We start from the raw sequence: 17,939 nt of genomic DNA on the forward strand, positions 1-17,939 counted from the left end.
GCGCGCGGAGACGGGGATGACGGTCACCCTGGTGCACGACGCCATCACCGCGGCGGCGCTGGCGCGGCCGGACGCCACCGCGGTGCGCTACCGCGGCGCGGCGCTGGACTATGCCGCGCTCGCGCAGGGCGTGGAGACGGCGGCATCGGCCATGCTCCGGTGCGGCATCGGCGCCGGCGAGCGCGTGGCCGTCTATCTGGAAAAACGTATCGAGACGGTGCTGGCGCTGTTCGGCGCGGCCGCCGCGGGCGCCGTCTTCGTGCCGGTCAATCCCTTGCTCAAGCCGGCCCAGGTGGCGCACATCCTCAACGATTGCGGCGTGCGTGTGCTGGTGACGTCGGCGCAGCGCCACGCGGCGCTGGCGGAGGTGCTGGCGCAATGTCCGCAGTTGCGCACCGTGGTGCTGGTCGACGCGCCTGCCGATGCGTCTGCCGCCGGTTCTGCAGGCGCAGAGGTGCTGCCCTGGGAGCAGTTCATGCGGCAGGCAGGGACGGCCTTGCCGCACCGGCGCATCGACGCCGACATGGCGGCCATTCTCTACACCTCAGGCAGCACCGGCCGCCCCAAGGGCGTGGTGCTGTCGCATCGCAACTTGGTGGCGGGAGCGCAGAGCGTGGCGAGCTACCTGGACAATCGTCCGGAGGATCGCCTGCTGTCGGCGCTGCCCCTGAGTTTCGACTACGGGCTGAGCCAGCTGACCACGGCATTCCTGTGCGGCGCATCGGTGGTGCTGATGAATTACCTGTTCCCGCGCGACGTCGTCAAGGCCGTGGCGGAAGAAGGCGTGACCGGGCTGGCCGGGGTGCCGCCGTTGTGGTCGCAGCTGGCGCAGCTGCCGTGGCCGCAGGACTGCACGCTGCGCTACCTCACCAACTCCGGCGGGGCCATGCCGCGTCCGGTGCTGGACCAGCTGCGCCGCGCCTTGCCGGCGACGCAGGTGTTCCTGATGTACGGGTTGACCGAGGCCTTCCGTTCCACCTATCTGCCGCCGTCCGAACTGGACCGGCGCCCCGACTCGATCGGCCGCGCCATTCCCAATGCGGAGGTGCTGGTGGTGCATCCCGACGGCAGCCCCTGCGCGCCCGGCGAGGTCGGCGAGCTGGTGCATCGCGGCGTGCTGGTGGCGCAGGGATACTGGAACGACCCGGAGAAAACCGCCCGGCGCTTCCGGCCGGCGCCGGGGCGCGATCCGCAATTGCAGAGCGCCGAGCTGGCCGTGTGGTCGGGCGACTCGGTACGCATGGACGAAGAGGGCTTCCTCTACTTCGTCGGCCGCGGCGACGACATGATCAAGGTATCCGGATATCGCGTCAGCCCGCATGAGGTGGAAGAGGTGGTCTATGCCAGCGGCCTGGTCGAGGAGGCAGCGGCCATTGGCGTCGGGCATCCGCAATCGGGCCAGGCCATCGTGGTGGTGGTGCCGGCCGCAGAGGCCTTCCCGGCCGACGGCCTGGTCCAGGCCTGCAGGCAGCACCTGCCGTCCTACATGGTGCCGGCCGCCGTGCATCAATGGCCGGGAGGGCTGCCGCGCACGCCCAACGGCAAGCTCGACCGCAAGCTGATGCAGCAGTCGCTGGCCGGACATTTTTTCGACGGAAACACATGAACCCAGCCGCACCGACAATTCCCGACGCCACGGCGAAGCCGGCGCATGCCGCGCGCAGCGGTTTTCCGGTCGAGGAGGGCGTGCTCCGGATCGGCGACGTGCCGTTGACGCGGCTGGCCCAGCGCGTCGGCAGCACGCCGTTCTACGCCTACGACCGGGCTTTGCTGTCGGCGCGGGTGGCGCACCTGCGCGCGCTGCTGCCGCGCGAGATCGAGCTGCATTACTCGATCAAGGCCAATCCGATGCCGGCCCTGGTGCAGTGGATGGCGCAATTGGTCGACGGCTTCGACGTCGCCTCCGGCGGCGAGCTGACGACCGCGCTGGATACGCCGATGCCGGCGCGGCACATCACGTTCGCCGGACCCGGAAAGTCGGCGGCCGAACTGCGGCGCGCGGTGGCGGCCGGGATCCTGGTGCATGTCGAGTCGGCGCGCGAGGCCGACGCCGTCGCAGCCATCGGCGCCGAGCTGGACATCGCGCCGCGGGTATCGCTGCGCCTCAATCCCGCGTTTGAACTGAAGTCGTCCGGCATGCGGATGGGCGGCGGCGCCAAGCCCTTCGGCGTGGATGCGGAGAGCGCGCCGGCCTTGCTCGAGGCGCTGGCCGCCAAGGGCGTCCAGGTGCAGGGCCTGCAGGTATTCTGCGGTTCGCAAAGCCTGGACGGGGCGGCGATCATGGATGCGCAGTCGCGCAGCTTCGAGCTGGGGATGACGCTGGCGCGAGAAGCTTCGCTGGACCTGCATTGCCTCAACATCGGCGGCGCGTTCGGCATTCCTTATTTCCCCGGCGATCGCGCGCTCGACATCGCGCCGATCGGCGAACACTTGCGGCAATGGCTGGCGCGGCTGCGCGAGGCGCTGCCGGCGGCGCGGGTGGTGATGGAACTGGGGCGCTACCTGGTGGGCGAGGCCGGCATCTACGTGGCCCGCGTGGTGGAGCGCAAGGTGTCGCGCGGGCAGGTTTTCCTGGTGGTCGACGGCGGCCTGCATCATCATCTCGCCGCCTCCGGCAATTTCGGCCAGGTGCTGCGCAAGAACTATCCGGTGACGGTGGTGCCGCAGCAGCCGCGCGCAGGCGAGATCGAACACGAGGTGGTGACGGTGGTCGGGCCGCTGTGTACGCCGCTGGACGTGCTGGCCGCGCAGATGCGCCTGCCGCGCGCCGAGCCGGGCGATTTCGTGGTGGTGTTCCAGTCGGGCGCCTACGGCCTCAGCGCCAGCCCGGTCGCCTTCCTCGGGCACCCGGCTCCGGCCGAGGTGCTGGTATGAGGATGCCAGTGCGATGAACCGCGCCTTCTCCGCCTACCTCGACCTGGTCCGTTTCATCGCCGCCATGCTGGTGGTGCTGGACCATCTCGTGGCCTTCCGTATCGTCACGCCGGCACAGGCGGCGTTCTTTCCGGAGTGGGGCAGGGAGGCGGTGGTCATGTTCTTCGTGCTGTCCGGGTTCGTGATCGCCTACGCGACCGAGTCGCGCCAGCAGAGCTTCGGGCAATACGCGGTCAGCCGCGCCGCGCGCATCTATTCGGTGGCGCTGCCCTTGCTGCTGCTGGCCTTTCTTGGCGCGTATGCGCTGCAGGGCGTGCTGGCCGAGCCGCTCAAAGAGGGCTACCAGCTGCAGAAGTTCTATCTCTACATTCCCTATCACAGCCTGTTCCTGGGCGAACTGTGGACGCATTCGGAGACGCCTCTCTGGCTCATTCCCTACTGGTCGCTGGGCTACGAGGTCTGGTACTACCTGCTGTTCGGCGTGCTGTTCTTCATGCGCGGCCGGCGCAGGATGCTGTGCGCGGCCGCCGTGCTGCTGGTGATGGGCTACAAGCTCTGGCTGCTGCTGCCGGTGTGGTACGCGGGCGTGCTGTTATGGCGCGGGCGCGAGCGGCTGCGCCTGGCCCCTGCCGCGGCGCGCACCGGGATGCTGCTCAGCGTGGTCCTGCTGTGCGCCTACAAGTTCTGGCATGGCGACGTCTGGCTGAGAACGCTGGGTCACGCCTGGTGGCCGTTCGCCTCGCTCCCTTTGGGCAGCGCCGAGCGTTATCCGGGCGATTACCTGGTCGGGCTGCTGGTGCTGCTCAATTTCCATTGCGCCCTGCATGCCCGCATGGCGATGCCGCAGTGGGCCTCGCGCGCGGCGCGCGTGCTGGCGTATTACACCTTCCCCCTCTATCTCGTGCACGGGCTGGTGATCTCCTGCTGGCTGGCCTTGCGGCCGGCGGCGGCCGGCGGCGCCGAGCCGGTATCGGTCTGCCTGGCGGTGCTGCTGGCGACCTGGCTGGCCGGCTCGCTCGCGGATCCCTTGCGCGCCGCCATGGAAGTCGGTGGACGCCGGCTGTGCGCGTGGCTGGCCGGCGCGGGCGGCGGCCTGCGGACTTTGCAGGAAAAATAAGATGCTGTTCAACTCCTTTGGCTTCCTGTTCCTGTTCATGCCGGTGGTGGTGCTGGGCTTCTTCGCCCTGGCGCGGATCCGGCGCGAGTGGGCGGCGGCCTGGCTGGCGCTGGCCTCGCTGTTCTTTTATGGCTGGTGGGACGTACGTTATCTTCCCTTGCTGCTGGGCTCGATATGCTTCAACTACTGGGCCGGCCGGTACATAGGCGCGGCCCAGGGCAAGGCGCGGCTGCGCGGCCTGACCCTGGCGGTGGCGGCCGACCTGCTGCTGCTGGCCTACTACAAATACGCGGCGTTCGCGGTGGCCAGCGTCAATGCGGCATTGGGCAGCGAACTGCCGGTGATGAGCGTCGTGCTGCCGATCGGCATTTCCTTCTTCACCTTCACCCAGATCGCGTTCCTGGTGGATACCTTCCGCGGCGAGGTGAAGGAATACAATTTCGTCCACTACCTGCTGTTCGTCACTTACTTCCCCCATCTGATCGCAGGGCCCGTGCTGCATCACAAGGAAATGATGCCGCAGTTCGCCGATGCGCGAAGTTATCGTTTTTCGGCCGGCAACTGGGCCATCGGGCTGTCCATCTTCACGCTCGGCCTGGCCAAGAAGGTGCTGGTGGCCGACAACCTGGCCGAGTACGCCAACGCCGTGTTCGACCAGGGCGGCGCGCCGGGCCTGCTGGTGGCGTGGGGCGGCGTGCTGGCCTACGCCTTCCAGCTGTATTTTGATTTTTCCGGTTACTCGGACATGGCGATCGGCTTGTCGCGCCTGTTCGGGGTCAAGCTGCCGATCAATTTCTACTCGCCCTACAAGGCGCCCAACATCATCGTGTTCTGGCGCCACTGGCACATGACGCTGTCGCGCTTTTTGCGCGACTACCTCTACATCCCGCTGGGCGGCGGCCGCCACGGAACGCTGCGGCGCTACTTGAACCTGATGCTGACCATGGTGCTGGGCGGCTTGTGGCATGGCGCCGGCTGGAACTATGTGATCTGGGGCGCGCTGCATGGCGGCTTCCTGATGATCAACCACGGCTGGCAGGCGCTGTGGCGCGGCCGGCCGGCTGCGCCGCCGTCGCGCGCGGGCCGGGTCGCCGGCGTGCTGCTGACCTTCGTGGCGGTGTGCATCGCCTGGGTGTTCTTCCGAGCGCCGGACCTGCCGCGCGCGCTGGAGGTGTTGCGCGGCATGCTGTTCATGTCCGGCGTCAGCCTGCCCGACGCCATCGGCGCGCGCCTGGGCGACGGCGCGCGCGGCTGGCTGGAGCAGCACGGGGTGGGGTTCTACCTCGGCGGCGGGGCGCGCTTCGTGCAGACCTATCTGTGGGTGGGCGCTGCCGCGCTGCTGGTGTTCTTCTGCCCGAACACGGTACAGATCATGCGCCGCTTCGAACCGGCGCTGCTGGAAGCCGGTGACGCGCTGGAGCGCGCATCGGCGGCGCGCTTCGCCGGCTGGGAGCCTAAGCGGCGCTGGGCGGTCTGGATCGGGGTGCTGATGGTGCTGAGCCTGCTGTCGCTGAACCGGCCGGCGGAATTTCTTTATTTCCAGTTTTGAGGACAGGGACCGGCATGGATGAGAGCCGCGGATTTTCACGTTTCCTGGCCTGGATGACGGGGTCGGTGGCGCTGGGCTGCCTGTTGGCCGCCGCCTGCGTGGTGGTGGTGGATCCCTATCGCCTGTACCAGCTGGTGCGCATTCCCGGTTTCAGCGATCTGCGCCCCGCGCCCGAGCACAACCAGGAAGAGATCAAGCTGACGCTGGCGCGCAAGGCCGGCGCCAATGTCTACGTCATGGGCAATTCGCGCGCCGAATGGGGTTTCGACCCGGCCGCGCTGGCCAGGGCACCGGGCGCGGTGCCGTACAACCTGGCCATCTCCGGCAGCGGCATCGCCACCTCGCGCAGCGAGTTCGCCTACCTGCACAGCCGCGGCGCGACGCCGCGCCGCATCGTGATGGGGGTGGAGTTCCTCGACTTCCCGGTGGACGGCGCGGCGGCGGCCCCGGCTGCGGCCGTGGGCAAGCCGGCGGGCTATCCGATCGAACGCTTCAAATGGCGCTTCGATTCGCTGTTCTCGCTCACCGCCCTGAGCGACAGCGTGACCACGCTGCGCGTGCAGCGCGGGCTGGAGGCGCCGCTGGTGACCGCCAACGGCTTCAATCCCATGCTGGAGTACGCCAAATACGCGCGCGATGAAGGGTATTACGCCATCTTCCGCCAGCGCGCCGAGGACTACGCCGCCAGCTTCGTGCGCAAGCCGCGCCAGCTGGCCTATGCCGACAGCGGCAGCTCGCCGGCGCGCGAGGACCTGCGCGCCATGATCGCGCTGGCCGGCAAGGAAAGGGTGGCGCTGCAGCTGGTGATCTATCCCTATCACGCCCAGATGCTGGCGCTGTTCGAGCAGGCCGGCCTGTGGCCGCTGTTCGAGTCCTGGAAGCGCATGCTGGCCGAAGAGGTGGCCCAGGCGCAGCGCGATTATCCGGGCGTGGCCATCGAGCTCTGGGATTTCAGCGGCTTCGCGCCCTACCAGTGCGAGCCCATCCCGGCCAAGGGCGATCGCCGCACCGGCACGCGCTGGTATTGGGAGGCCGGGCATTTCAAGAAGGCGCTGGGCGACCTGATCCTGGCGCGCCTGCAGGACGACGCCGGCAGCACGGCGCCCGCATTCGGCGAGCGCCTGACGCCGGCTTCGCTGGAAGACAATCGCCAGCGCATCGCGCGCGAACGCGCGGTGTGCGCCGCGGCAGCGCCATCGGTCTTCACCGACGCCAGCCTGCTGGTGGCGCGCGCCGCCCGGCCACGTTCCTGAGCCGCCCATCCACCGATCCACCGTTCCGACCGGACTCATTGACTCGCCCATGAACCTCACTTCCACGCCGGCACCATTCCTGCGCTCAGGCCGCGCCCTCCTGCTGGCGCTCGCCGCGTTCGCCTCCCTGGTCGCCGGCCGCGCCGGCGCGGCCGACCTGGTGCAGACCATCGCCGCCATCAAGCCCTCCATCGTCGGCATCGGCACCTACATGGCCTTGCGCAGTCCCGCGGTCAGCTTCGTCGGCACCGGCTTTGTGATCGGCGACGGCCTGAGCGTGGTCACCAACGCGCACGTGGTGCCGGCGGTGATCGACGACGAGCGCAAGGAGACCCTGCGCGTGATCGTGGCCAGGGGCGCCAGCGTCGACTATCGGGAAGCGGTGCTGGTGAGCATCGATCGCCTGCACGACCTGGCCTTGCTGAAAATGGCCGGGCCGCCCGTGCCGGCGATGAAGGTGGGCGATTCGACCACCGTCAGGGAAGGGCAGATGCTGGCCTTCACCGGTTTTCCGCTGACGGGCATCCTGGGCTTCCATCCGGTCACGCACCGCGGCATGGTCTCGGCCATCACCGTCGTGGCCACGCCCGCGCCGTCGTCCCGCTCGCTCGACGCCAAGGCGATCGTGCAGCTCCAGCGCAATGCCTATGAGGTGTTCCAGCTTGACGGCACGGCCTATCCCGGGGGCAGCGGCAGCCCGCTCTACGACCCCGAGACCGGCGTGGTGCTGGGCGTGATCAACAAGGTGCTCAATGCCACCAAGGAGTCGGCCATTACCGCGCCCAGCGGAATCACCTACGCGATCCCGGCCAATTTCATCCGCGAGCTGGTTGAGAAGAAGTAGTCGCCGGCGCGGTGTCGGAATTTTTTACAGTGCGGCCGATCGCCGGGCAAGGGCAGCCGGCCGGCGCCGCATGCGCAACAGCGGCGTGGGAGCGTTGCCGGTCGCGCAGGCATGCACCAGTTCCGGCCAGGCTCATGGCACGGGAATTTCCAGTGTCGGAAGTCTTTACATGCTTTTAACAATGCGCAACGGAGAGCGCATTGCACAACGGGAAGATTGTTCCAAGTACCTGATTCGCATGGAATTTTGTTTTGGCAAACCGTTTTGCTTCAGTTGGCATGGCTTTTGCTGAATGTGTTGTGAACATTGTTAAAAAGACCACAAATATCCTATATACGCCATGAAGAAACTACTCGGAATTCTCGCGGCCGCCCTGATCGGCCTGCCCGGCGCGGCAGCATTCGCCACCCCGACCAACCTGGTCACCAACGGCGGCTTCGAGTCGCTGACCAACGGCGCCGGCAAGTTCAACACCACCACCGGCAGCCTCAAGGGCACCACGGTCGCCACCGGCTGGACCTCCACCGGCTACAACTTCCTGTACACCCCGGGCACCGCCGATACCACCGGCGCGGGCGCGTCGCACCTGAAACTGTGGGGCCCCAATGACGGCTCCAACAACGGCTTCACCCTGAGCCCGACCGGCGGCAATTTCCTGGCGTCCAACGGCGTGTACCAGGCCGGTCCGATCCAGCAGATCATCAATGGCCTGGTGATCGGCCAGTCCTACCTGCTGAGCTTCGATTGGGCGGGCATCCAGCAGTACAACTTCAACGGCGCCACCACCGAAGGCTGGCAGGTCAGCCTGGGTGCGCAGACGTTCACCACTGCCATGATCAGCAACGTCAGCCACGGTTTCACCGGCTGGCGCACGCAGACCTTCACGTTCACTGCCACGGCTGCGACCGAAGTGCTGTCGTTCCTGGCCAAGGGCACGCCGCCCAGCGGCGCTCCGCCGATGTCCCTGCTCGACAACGTGTCGCTGGTGGCCGTGCCTGAGCCGGGCACCTTGTGGGTGATGGCGATCGGCGCGCTGGCGCTGGCCGCGATGACCTCGCGTCGTCGCCGCCAAGCGCGCGGCTGATGGCCGGACGGCCGTCAGGCGCGTCGCATCGAGGATCCGTTCGCTGATGAGTTTGCTGCAGACACTGCTGGCGCGTTTGCCAGAGCTGATGACGGAGGTGTTGCGCCTCTGTGCCTGGCTGGTGCTGCTCACGGTGCTGTTCGTCCCGCTGGAGCGCTGGTTCTCCTTGCGCCGCGAGCGGCCGCGCGGGCGCGCGATGCTGGCGGACCTGGGGTTCTATTTCCTCAGCAGCCTGGCGCCGGCGTTGTTGTTGAGCCTGCCCCTGGCGCTGGTGGCCGAACTGGGACGGCACCTGTTGCCGCAGTCGGTGGCGCAGGCAGTTGCGGGATTGCCGCCGGCGGCGCGTCTTCTGCTGGCGTTCGTGATCGGCGAGATCGGTTTTTACTGGGGGCATCGCCTGAGCCATGAAATACCGTGGCTGTGGCGCTTCCATGCGGTTCATCACCGGCCGGAGCATGTGTATTTCCTGGTCAACACGCGGGCGCATCCGGTGGATCTGGTGGTGACGCGCCTGTTCGGGCTGGCGCCGCTGTATTTGCTGGGGCTGGCCGGGCCGGGCGTGGCCGGCAGCGCGACGCCGGTGGCGGTGATCTTGCTGGGCACGCTGTGGGGATTCTTCATCCATTCCAACGTGCGGATTCGCCTGGGTTTGCTGGAGTGGGTGGTGGCCACTCCGCTGTTTCACCACTGGCACCATAGCCGGGTGGAACACATCAACCGCAACTATGCGTCCACGCTGCCGGTGCTGGATCGCGTGTTCGGCACTTTTTACCTGCCCGGCGAATGGCCGGCGGAATATGGCGTGAAGCCCGCTGATGCGGCCAGCGCGGCTGAAGTGGCCGATGTGGCCGCCGCCCGCCGATAGCATCACCGATTTTGTGGAGTCGTTGTTCGTTCTTACCGAGACCGTGGACCAACTATGCGCATATTGAAGACCCTGGCGTTCCTCGCCGCCACCCTGGCTTCCGGCATGTCCGGAGCGACTGCGCTGAGCGCGGGACAGATCCTGTCGCAATTCAACGTGGTGGTCTCCACCACGCTGACCTCCGGCCACGACATCGAGGGCCGCGTGGTGGCCGACGAGATCACCGGCGGTGCCACGTTCTACAACAACCCGCGCGGCGCGGCCTCGTCCTACGCGGCGATCAACGCCAACAAGATCGACCAGTTCAACGCCAACATCAACAACGGCGGCAGCGTCAACTACCAGGTCAGCGACGCCGCGCACTTCAACTTCAACGGCGGCGGGCACGCGGCCTACCAGAGCACGCCCTTCGCGTTGAGCGACTTCACCACGCCGCTCAATGCATTGAGCGTGCAGCTGGCGCAACTGGCCTCCAACAGCGCCATCGACGCCAGCGATCCCAACCGCTTCACCTTCAAGCTGACCCCGGACGCCACCGGCACGGCGGTGTTCAACCTGACCACCGCGCAGCTGTCGCAGTCGCGCAACCTGCTGTTCTCCGGTTCGGCCCAGACCATCATCATCAACGTCACCGGCAGCAGCTACGTCGATACCACCAATTTCAACGCCGACACCTTCCTGAACACCCACATCATCTGGAATTTCGAGGACGCCACCAGCCTGAGCTTCCAGAACTGGCACGGCACGGTCCTGGCCGGCAACGCGTCGGTGACCAACAGCTCGGCGATGGAAGGCTTCCTGTACGCCAAGAGCTTCACCGGCAATGGCGAGCTGCATGACTTCGGTTTCGCCGGTACGCTGCCCACGCCCACCGTGCAGGCCCAGGTGCCCGAACCCGGTACCTGGATGCTGATGCTGGGCGGGCTGCTGGGGCTGGCTGCGGTGCTGGCCTATCGCCGGCGCCGGCATCCGATGCCGCAGGCGCGACCGCAGACTGCCTGAGTCGAACCCCGGAATGCATCAGCAAGGCCCATCGAAAGATGGGCCTTTTTGTTTTTGGCGGTGATGCGCGCAATGTAAAATCGCTTGATTAATTGGATCCAATTGTTTAAATTTGGATCCCATAAAATCTTGCTGGGCCGTTTCACGGCAGCATTTCACAACGCCATTTCCACCACATCGATAAGGGAGTCGATTCATGCCGGGTTTCATCCACAAAGCCGCCGCGGGCGCGGTGATCGCCAGCGTCTGCAGCCTGCCGCAGGCTGCGGACAAGATCGTCAAGATCGGTTTCAGCAGCCCGCTGACCGGTGCTCAGGCTGCCGCCGGCAAGGACAACGAACGCGGCCTGCGCATGGCCGTCGACGAGCTCAACCAGAAGGGCGTGAAGGTCGGTGCCGACACCGTGAAATTCGAAGCGATGGTCGAGGACGACCAGGCCGACCCCAAGACCGGCGTGGCGGTCGCCCAGAAGCTGGTCGACGCGCAGGTGAAGGCGGTGTTCGGGCCCTACAACTCGGGCGTGGCGATTCCCGCCTCCAAGCTGTACAACGACGCCGGCATCGTGATGGCGACGGTGGGCTCCAACCCCAAGATCACGTTGCAGGGTTTTGCCAATGTCTATCGCGTCTCGGCCAGCGACAGCCAGCTGGGCGGCAAGATGGCGCTGTACGCTGCCCGCGAACTGAAGTTCAAGCGGGTGTCGCTGGTGGATGACCGCACCGCCTACGGCGTGGGCGTGGCCGAGGAGTTCGCCAAGGTGGCCAAGGCCAACGGCATCGAGATCGTGTCGCGCGACTTCACCAACGACAAGGCGTCCGACTTCAACGCCATCCTCACCTCGATCAAGGGCAAGAAGCCCGACGCGGTGTTCTACGGCGGCTACTTCTCGCAGGCGGCGCCGATGAAGCGCCAGATGAAGACCCTGGGACTGGACGTGCCGCTGATGGGCGGCGACGCCATCTGCGATACCGAGATGGGCAAGCTGGGCGGCGACGCCGTCAATGGCAGCGTCTATTGCACCCAGGGCGGCGGCCTGCTCAAGACCAACAGCGCCGAGACCTTCGTGGCCAACTACGAGAAGCGCAACAACGCCAAGCCCATGTTCTATGCCGTCTCCTTCTACGACGCCATGAAGTTGGTGGCCGAGGCCATGTCCAGGGCCGGTTCGGTGGAGCCGGCAAAGTACGGCCCGGTGCTGGCGCAGGCATCGTTCAAGGGCGTGGCCGGGACTTACGAGTTCGACGCCAACCACGACCTGAAGAGTTCGCCGGTGACCATCTTCCAGTTCAAGAACGGCCGCCCGGAACCGCTGGCCAACTATTGAGGCGGGCGGCGGTGCGCCGATGATTTCCCTGTGTACTCTGTGACTGTGATGTGACCTATCTCTGAGCTCTGGAGATTTCGCCGGCGGATTCGTCCGCCGGCTTTTTTATCGGATGGGCAAAAGAAAACGGGCCGAAGGAATCGGCCCGTTGTCGTATCGGCGGGGACGCGGCGATCAGGCCGCGCGCGCCATCAGAACTGTTCCCACGAACCGCCGTCGTCGGTGCCGCCGGGCAGCTTCGAGGCGGATGCGGCCTTGGTCGGCAGTTCTGCGGCTTTCGGCGTCACGTCGACGGGGCGCTTGCGCGGCGCGGCCGGTGCGCGGGCCGCGAAGGACTTGGTCGACGGAGCGGGGCGGGCGGCGCGCGGCGCGGCGGCGACCGCGTTGCGATCCAGCTTGAAGACGCTCACGGTATCGGTCAGCTTCTCGGCCTGCTCCTGCAGCGATTGGGCCGCGGCCGCGGCTTCTTCGACCAGCGCCGCGTTCTGCTGGGTCACTTCATCCATCTGCGAGATGGCGATGTTGACCTGTTCGATGCCTTCGCTCTGTTCCTGGCTGGCCGAACTGATCTCGGCCACGATGTCGGTCACGCGGCGCACGCTGTTGACCACTTCGGTCATGGTGTTGCCGGCTTCTTCCACCAGCTTGCTGCCCATGTCGACCTGGGCCACCGAGCCTTCGATGAGTTCCTTGATTTCCTTGGCGGCGGCCGCCGAGCGCTGGGCCAGCGAACGCACCTCCGACGCCACCACCGCAAAGCCGCGGCCCTGTTCGCCGGCGCGTGCTGCTTCCACGGCTGCGTTCAGCGCCAGGATGTTGGTCTGGAAGGCGATGCCGTCGATGACGCCGATGATGTCGGAAATCTTGCGCGAGGATTCGTTGATCGAGCCCATGGTGTTGACCACCTTGTTGACGACGTCGCCGCCTTGCACCGCGACTTCCGAGGCCGACACCGCCAGCTGGTTGGCCTGGCGCGCATTGTCGGCATTCTGCTTGACGGTGGAGGTCAGTTCTTCCATGGCCGAGGCGGTTTCTTCCAGCGAGCTGGCCTGCTGCTCGGTGCGCGAGGACAGGTCGAGGTTGCCGCTGGCGATTTCGGTCGAGGCGGTGGTGATGGTGCCGGTGCCCTGGCGCACTTCGCTGACGATGTTGAGCAGGTTGTCGTTCATGCTCTTGAGCGCCGTCAGCAGCTGGCCGGCTTCATCCTTGCCGGAGGGCTGGATATCGGCGGTCAGGTCGCCGCCGGCCACGCGCTGGGCCACCGAGACGGCTTGCTCCAGCGGACGCGAGATCAGGCGCGAGACCCAGATCGCCAGCATCATGGCCAGCGCGATACAGACGATCACGGTGCCGAGGATCCACATGCGGGCCTGGGAGTAGATATCGTCGGCCAGTTTGTTGGAACCGTCGGCGCCGTGGTCGTTGACCTCGATCAGTTTGTCCAGGTTCTGCAGCAGCGCGCGGTACGCCTTGGTGGCATCGCCGCGCTGCAGGCTGCGCGCTTCTTCATCCTTGCCCTGGTGGGAGATGGCGATGATCTTGTCGTGTTCGGCCAGGAAGGTGGCGACCAGTTTCTCCACTTCCGGATACAGGGCCTTTTCTTCAGGTTCGGAGATCTGCGCGACGTAGAGCGCCTGCTGTTTTTTCAGGACGTCGATCTGCTTCTTCGAGGCTTGCTCGATTTCATCGTATTCCTTGGCGTCCTTGGCCAGGATGTGCTGCATCTCGAAACTGCGCACGCGCGCCAGCGTGAGCTGGATGGTGGACAGGGTGCGGATGCTGGGCAGCCAGTTGGTGGCGATTTCGGTCGAGGCGCTGTTGACCTTGTCCAGCTCGCGTATCGAGAAGGCGCCGAGGGCCGCCACCATGGCGACAACAACCAGGAAGGTCGCGATCAGCTTCTTGGAAATCTTCAGATCATAGAACCATTTCATTTTCCATCTCCCTTGTTGATCCCCCGTTTATTCGGGGTCTCGGCCACTTCATTGAATATTGCAAAAAAATTAATCCAGTTCAAGAAATAACGAGCTGGCGACGACGGAAGTGGCGTAGGCCGCACACTTGGATTGCGCTTGTTGACAATGTTGCAGGAATTGTAAGGAAGGCAAGGGAGGCGGGAAATCAGGATTTTCCCGGTGGGTACGGCGCCACAGGCGCCGCGGATGCCTCGCGCGGACGAGGCGGGGGGAGGTCAGTGGCTTTGGCGGCCGGCGCCCAGCCAATGCGAGATGGTATCGACCACGGTCGTCATGAATTCGCGGGCGTCCACCGGTTTGAGCAGGTAACTGTTGGCGCCGGCTTCGAGGGCCTTGGCCACATCGGGCTCTTCATTGGTGGAGGAAAACATCACCACCGGCAGCGCGGCGGTATGCGGATGGCTGCGGACCATGCGCAGGAACTCGATCGCATCCATGCGCGGCAGGTGCGACTCCAGCAGGATCAGGAAGGGAAGCGCGTCGGGGCTGGCGGCGGCCGCGTCGGTGAACAGCGATTCGGCGGCCTGTTCTGCGTCTTCGAACCAGCCGAAAGAGCAATCGAGCTTGCTGCGCCAGACGGCGAAACGCGCCAGCTCAACCGACTCGGGGCTGGGGTCGATCATCAATATACTGGGGCGAGTCATTGCTGATGTTCTGGCGTCTGCGATTGATTTTTGACAATGTCTCAAGGTATCCGGGCAAGTGTGACACAGAGAATTACAGAAATCTATTGCTAGTTGTTCACGTCATTTTCAAGGGCTATCCTTGATCCGGAATATTTTCCCTGAGGGAATATTTCCTTTCGTTTATCCCACTTTCCTTACGGCACGATTACAAATAATTGGTCTTACCGCTGAACGATCGTTCACTTTCTCCTATGGGCCAAGCGGGGAAACCCTCATTAAATTTCTGAATGCCTGTTATGCGGGAATTAAATCGCCTGCCGTCATATTCCTGAATTGCTTTGCGGCTATATTCCCAGCGTACGCGATAGTTACGTTACGGATAGCTCGCTTTGGCGACGCCATCATGCAGCACAGTGCCCGGGAAGCACTTTGAAAAAAACGCGCATGCAAGGGGGTATTACATGGGAAATCCGCAAGGACGAGGGAAAACGGCTCTGGTGATCGGGGGCGGCGCGCCGAATTCGACGCTGATCGCCGGCGCACTGGCCGCGTTCCTGGCCGAGGGGATAGAGTTCGACGTCATTTCGGCCTCCGGCGCCGGCGTCCTGATGGGGCTCTTGTACGCCGCTCCGCGCGACGTTTCGCCGCGCGAGGCGCTGATGCGCTGGGCCGAGGTGGGCGTGGCCGACAGCATCTACAAGCTGTTTCCGGTCAACTACAAGGTCTTCAAGAAGCCGGGCGCGCAGGCCGAGAGCTACCGCGACTCCATGATGGCGCAACTGCAGGCCTTGCCCGGAATGGGCACCAATCCGTTCGCCAACATGTTTACCCAGCATTTCGCCGAAGCCTCGGCCAAATGGAACGACTGGATGCACCTGCTGATGTCGGCCATGTCGCCGTCGGACTTGAACTCGGGCAGCCTGGGCCTGTGCGCGCACCTGCCTTTCCTGGAGCAGTCCATCGATTTCGACGCCGTCGCCAGGATGCGGCCGCAGTTCTACATCAACGCCTACAACATCGACCGTCACCGGATGCAGATCTGGAACAAGGACCAGATCACCGCGGCCCACGTGCGCGCTTCGCTGTCCTTCCCGTTCCTGTATGCGCCCACCGAGATCGACGGTGAAAACTACATCGAGGGCGCGGCGCTGGATACGCTCAACTTCGACCCGTTCATCGCCCCCGACGACGGCGGCCCCGCATTGGAACCCGAGGTCGACACGCTGGTGGTGCTCGACATCCTGGGCGAAGACCGCCTGATCAGGAAGCCGCGCAACCTCTACGACGCCTGGGTGCGCTCCATCATCACGCCGCTGGTCAAGATTTCCAAGACCGAGCAGCGTTTGTTCGAGCTCGAACACAACACCAATCCGGCCACCGGCAAGCAGCGCCGCAAGATGCTCAAGGTCGACCTGATGAAGGACGTGCCCGAGCAGCACTGGCCGCAGGTGCTGGACTGGTCGTCCTCCAACATGCAATTGCTGTTCGATGTCGGCTATCGCGCCGGCCTCGAGTTCTGCCGCACGCACGGGGAGCACCTGGGCGTGCCGGAGAAAGCGCCGCTGGCCGCGTAAGCGGCCGCGCGCGGCGGCAAGAAGTCCATTCCAACAAGAAGCCGTGCAAGGCAACAAAAAAAGCCAGCGAGGGGCGGTAGGCATCGCGGTAGAGGGACAAAAACGGCTCCGGGGGAACCCGGGATTCAATCAACATCATTCCATGGACTTTTAACATCATGACGATCACCAAGCGCCTGATCATCACCTTGTCGACGGCACTCGTTGCGCTGCTGTTCGTCGGCGCCGACGGACTCTGGCAACTGCAGCGCTCGCAGCAACGCCTGGAGCTGATCCAGAACCGCATCATCCCGGGCATGGACAGCCTGAACCTGCTCAAGGGCTATCTTGCCGACTCACGCCTGGCGGGCTACCGCCTGTCGGTCTTCGCCAACCTGCCGGACAAGACCGGCCTGCAAAAGGCGGTCGACGCCGCCAACAAGTCGCTGGACGAGGAGTTCGCCCACTATGAGCGCGACCTGATCTTCGACGACAAGGACCGCGCGCTGATCCAGGCCGACAAGGCCAACATCGAGGCCTATCGCAAGGCCCTGGTGCCGTTCTTCGCGGCCGCCTACGCCAACGACATGGACGGCGTGCGCGCCACGCTGGAAGCCGGCACGCCGCTGGCGATCTCGGCCGCCGCCGCCAAGAAGGGCTTCGACGAGCACATCCTGATCGGCCGCAAGATGATCGACACGATCAAGGCCGAGAGCGACGACGCCTATGTCTTCGCCTTCCGCACCATGATCGCCGTGATCGTGGTGGCGGTGCTGCTGACGGCGATGCTGGGCATCCAGGTGCTGCGCAATGTCAGCCGCAGCCTGGGCAAGATGCAGGAGAACTTCGAGCGCGTCAGCCAGACCCTGGACCTGTCGCGCCCGGTGCCGGTGGAGCGCATGGATGAAGTGGGTCGCACCGCCGACGCCTTCAACAAGCTGCAGGCGCGCATCGTCGAGGTGGTCACCACCACCCGCAGTTCCACCGATTCGGTCACCGTGGCGGCACGCCAGATCGCCGCCGGCAACGCCGATTTGTCCGCGCGCACCGAACAGCAGGCCGCGGCGCTGGAAGAGAGCGCTTCCAGCCTGGAGCAGCTGACCTCGGTGGTGCAGCAAAACAGCGAGAATGCCCGCGAGGCCAACAAGCTGGCGCAATCCGCCTCGTCGATCGCCTCGCAGGGCGGCGATGTGGTGCGCCAGGTGGTCGATACGATGAATTCGATCAACGACTCTTCGCGCAAGATCGTCGACATCATCGCCGTCATCGACGGCATTGCCTTCCAGACCAATATCCTGGCGCTCAATGCTGCCGTGGAAGCGGCCCGCGCCGGCGAGCAGGGGCGTGGTTTCGCCGTGGTGGCCTCCGAAGTGCGCTCGCTGGCTCAGCGTTCGGCCGCCGCTGCCAAGGAGATCAAGTCGCTCATCGATGATTCGGTGGACAAGGTCGGCACCGGCAGCAAGCTGGTCGAGCAGGCCGGCTCCACCATGGCCGAGATCGTCGACAGCGTGGCGCGCGTGACCCAGATCGTGGGCGATATTTCGGACGCAAGCCAGGAGCAGAGTGCCGGCATCTCGCAGGTCAACCATGCCATCTCGCAGATGGACCAGACCACCCAGCAGAACGCCGCGCTGGTGGAAGAGGCCGCCGCCGCGGCAGCAGCCCTGCAGCAGCAGGCCGAGACGCTGGAGCGCGTGGTCAGCGTGTTCAAGCTGGACGGCAACCGCCTGTCGGCGCCGGCCGCCTCCGCGCCGATCGCCCGCGGCGCCATCGACATCACGCCGTCGGCCACGCGCATCAACACCGACAACGCCGGCGTGAAGAAGATCGCGATGGAGATGGAAGAGTTCTGATCCCGCGCCGATGCCGATC

General features: G+C 65.4%; 14 protein-coding genes. 12 read left to right on the plus strand and 2 right to left on the minus strand.

Annotated features, from left to right (window positions below; all coding sequences use genetic code 11):
* Positions 1 to 16 precede the first annotated feature (16 nt).
* The 10 genes from CEJ42_RS08240 to CEJ42_RS08285 all read left to right on the plus strand — a co-directional run bounded on the left by CEJ42_RS08240 (position 17) and on the right by CEJ42_RS08285 (position 11,912).
* On the plus strand, positions 17 to 1,606 hold the full coding sequence (locus CEJ42_RS08240) for an acyl-CoA ligase (AMP-forming), exosortase A system-associated (RefSeq protein ID WP_088750595.1): 1,590 nt from the start codon (positions 17 to 19) through the stop codon (positions 1,604 to 1,606).
* Entirely contained in the window at positions 1,603 to 2,874 is a 1,272-nt protein-coding gene (locus CEJ42_RS08245) for a pyridoxal-dependent decarboxylase, exosortase A system-associated (protein WP_088750596.1), read from the plus strand. Before CEJ42_RS08240 ends, CEJ42_RS08245 begins: the two co-directional genes overlap by 4 nt.
* A gap of 13 nt (positions 2,875 to 2,887) precedes the next feature.
* Positions 2,888 to 3,991, plus strand: coding sequence for an acyltransferase family protein (locus tag CEJ42_RS08250; protein ID WP_088750597.1), 1,104 nt, complete (start codon positions 2,888 to 2,890; stop codon positions 3,989 to 3,991).
* A gap of 1 nt (position 3,992) precedes the next feature.
* Positions 3,993 to 5,540 carry an MBOAT family O-acyltransferase gene (locus CEJ42_RS08255; protein ID WP_088750598.1) on the plus strand — a complete coding sequence of 516 codons (1,548 nt, stop codon included), beginning with the start codon at positions 3,993 to 3,995 and terminating at the stop codon, positions 5,538 to 5,540.
* Between the two features lie 14 nt (positions 5,541 to 5,554).
* A complete protein-coding gene (locus CEJ42_RS08260) occupies positions 5,555 to 6,793 on the plus strand; it encodes a hypothetical protein (RefSeq protein ID WP_088750599.1) in 1,239 nt (412 codons plus the stop codon).
* Between the two features lie 49 nt (positions 6,794 to 6,842).
* Positions 6,843 to 7,637, plus strand: coding sequence for a S1 family peptidase (locus tag CEJ42_RS08265; RefSeq protein ID WP_088750600.1), 795 nt, complete (start codon positions 6,843 to 6,845; stop codon positions 7,635 to 7,637).
* A 340-nt stretch (positions 7,638 to 7,977) separates the two neighbouring features.
* Positions 7,978 to 8,721, plus strand: a complete 744-nt coding sequence (locus CEJ42_RS08270) for a DUF642 domain-containing protein (protein WP_079214649.1) — start codon at positions 7,978 to 7,980, stop codon at positions 8,719 to 8,721.
* Positions 8,722 to 8,767: 46 nt separating this feature from the next.
* Entirely contained in the window at positions 8,768 to 9,586 is an 819-nt protein-coding gene (locus CEJ42_RS08275) for a sterol desaturase family protein (protein WP_165774408.1), read from the plus strand.
* Between the two features lie 54 nt (positions 9,587 to 9,640).
* Positions 9,641 to 10,588 carry a choice-of-anchor A family protein gene (locus CEJ42_RS08280; protein WP_079214651.1) on the plus strand — a complete coding sequence of 316 codons (948 nt, stop codon included), beginning with the start codon at positions 9,641 to 9,643 and terminating at the stop codon, positions 10,586 to 10,588.
* Between the two features lie 196 nt (positions 10,589 to 10,784).
* Positions 10,785 to 11,912, plus strand: coding sequence for a branched-chain amino acid ABC transporter substrate-binding protein (locus CEJ42_RS08285; protein WP_088750601.1), 1,128 nt, complete (start codon positions 10,785 to 10,787; stop codon positions 11,910 to 11,912).
* 191 nt (positions 11,913 to 12,103) lie between these two features.
* Here CEJ42_RS08285 and CEJ42_RS08290 read toward each other — a convergent pair whose 3' ends face one another.
* Both CEJ42_RS08290 and CEJ42_RS08295 read right to left on the minus strand, forming a co-directional pair.
* Entirely contained in the window at positions 12,104 to 13,846 is a 1,743-nt protein-coding gene (locus CEJ42_RS08290; protein WP_088750602.1) for a methyl-accepting chemotaxis protein, read from the minus strand.
* A gap of 257 nt (positions 13,847 to 14,103) precedes the next feature.
* Entirely contained in the window at positions 14,104 to 14,532 is a 429-nt protein-coding gene (locus CEJ42_RS08295; protein ID WP_088750603.1) for a response regulator, read from the minus strand.
* A gap of 443 nt (positions 14,533 to 14,975) precedes the next feature.
* Between CEJ42_RS08295 and CEJ42_RS08300 the strand changes: the two genes are divergently transcribed.
* Complete coding sequence (locus CEJ42_RS08300; protein ID WP_088750604.1) at positions 14,976 to 16,088, plus strand: patatin-like phospholipase family protein; 1,113 nt, start codon at positions 14,976 to 14,978, stop codon at positions 16,086 to 16,088.
* 158 nt (positions 16,089 to 16,246) lie between these two features.
* Entirely contained in the window at positions 16,247 to 17,920 is a 1,674-nt protein-coding gene (locus CEJ42_RS08305; protein WP_088750605.1) for a methyl-accepting chemotaxis protein, read from the plus strand.
* Positions 17,921 to 17,939: the final 19 nt, after the last annotated feature.

The organism is Herbaspirillum robiniae (assembly GCF_002213415.1).
Classification (GTDB): Bacteria; Pseudomonadota; Gammaproteobacteria; order Burkholderiales; family Burkholderiaceae_D; genus Herbaspirillum; species Herbaspirillum robiniae.

Bases quoted from the DNA above. Each gene is read 5' to 3' on its own strand.
- CEJ42_RS08240 (WP_088750595.1), top strand. From the start codon at position 17: ATGACGGTCACCCTGGTGCACGACGCCATCACCGCGGCGGCGCTGGCG.
- CEJ42_RS08245 (WP_088750596.1), top strand. From the start codon at position 1,603: ATGAACCCAGCCGCACCGACAATTCCCGACGCCACGGCGAAGCCGGCG.
- CEJ42_RS08250 (WP_088750597.1), top strand. From the start codon at position 2,888: ATGAACCGCGCCTTCTCCGCCTACCTCGACCTGGTCCGTTTCATCGCC.
- CEJ42_RS08255 (WP_088750598.1), top strand. From the start codon at position 3,993: ATGCTGTTCAACTCCTTTGGCTTCCTGTTCCTGTTCATGCCGGTGGTG.
- CEJ42_RS08260 (WP_088750599.1), top strand. From the start codon at position 5,555: ATGGATGAGAGCCGCGGATTTTCACGTTTCCTGGCCTGGATGACGGGG.
- CEJ42_RS08265 (WP_088750600.1), top strand. From the start codon at position 6,843: ATGAACCTCACTTCCACGCCGGCACCATTCCTGCGCTCAGGCCGCGCC.
- CEJ42_RS08270 (WP_079214649.1), top strand. From the start codon at position 7,978: ATGAAGAAACTACTCGGAATTCTCGCGGCCGCCCTGATCGGCCTGCCC.
- CEJ42_RS08275 (WP_165774408.1), top strand. From the start codon at position 8,768: ATGAGTTTGCTGCAGACACTGCTGGCGCGTTTGCCAGAGCTGATGACG.
- CEJ42_RS08280 (WP_079214651.1), top strand. From the start codon at position 9,641: ATGCGCATATTGAAGACCCTGGCGTTCCTCGCCGCCACCCTGGCTTCC.
- CEJ42_RS08285 (WP_088750601.1), top strand. From the start codon at position 10,785: ATGCCGGGTTTCATCCACAAAGCCGCCGCGGGCGCGGTGATCGCCAGC.
- CEJ42_RS08290 (WP_088750602.1), bottom strand. From the start codon at position 13,846: ATGAAATGGTTCTATGATCTGAAGATTTCCAAGAAGCTGATCGCGACC.
- CEJ42_RS08295 (WP_088750603.1), bottom strand. From the start codon at position 14,532: ATGACTCGCCCCAGTATATTGATGATCGACCCCAGCCCCGAGTCGGTT.
- CEJ42_RS08300 (WP_088750604.1), top strand. From the start codon at position 14,976: ATGGGAAATCCGCAAGGACGAGGGAAAACGGCTCTGGTGATCGGGGGC.
- CEJ42_RS08305 (WP_088750605.1), top strand. From the start codon at position 16,247: ATGACGATCACCAAGCGCCTGATCATCACCTTGTCGACGGCACTCGTT.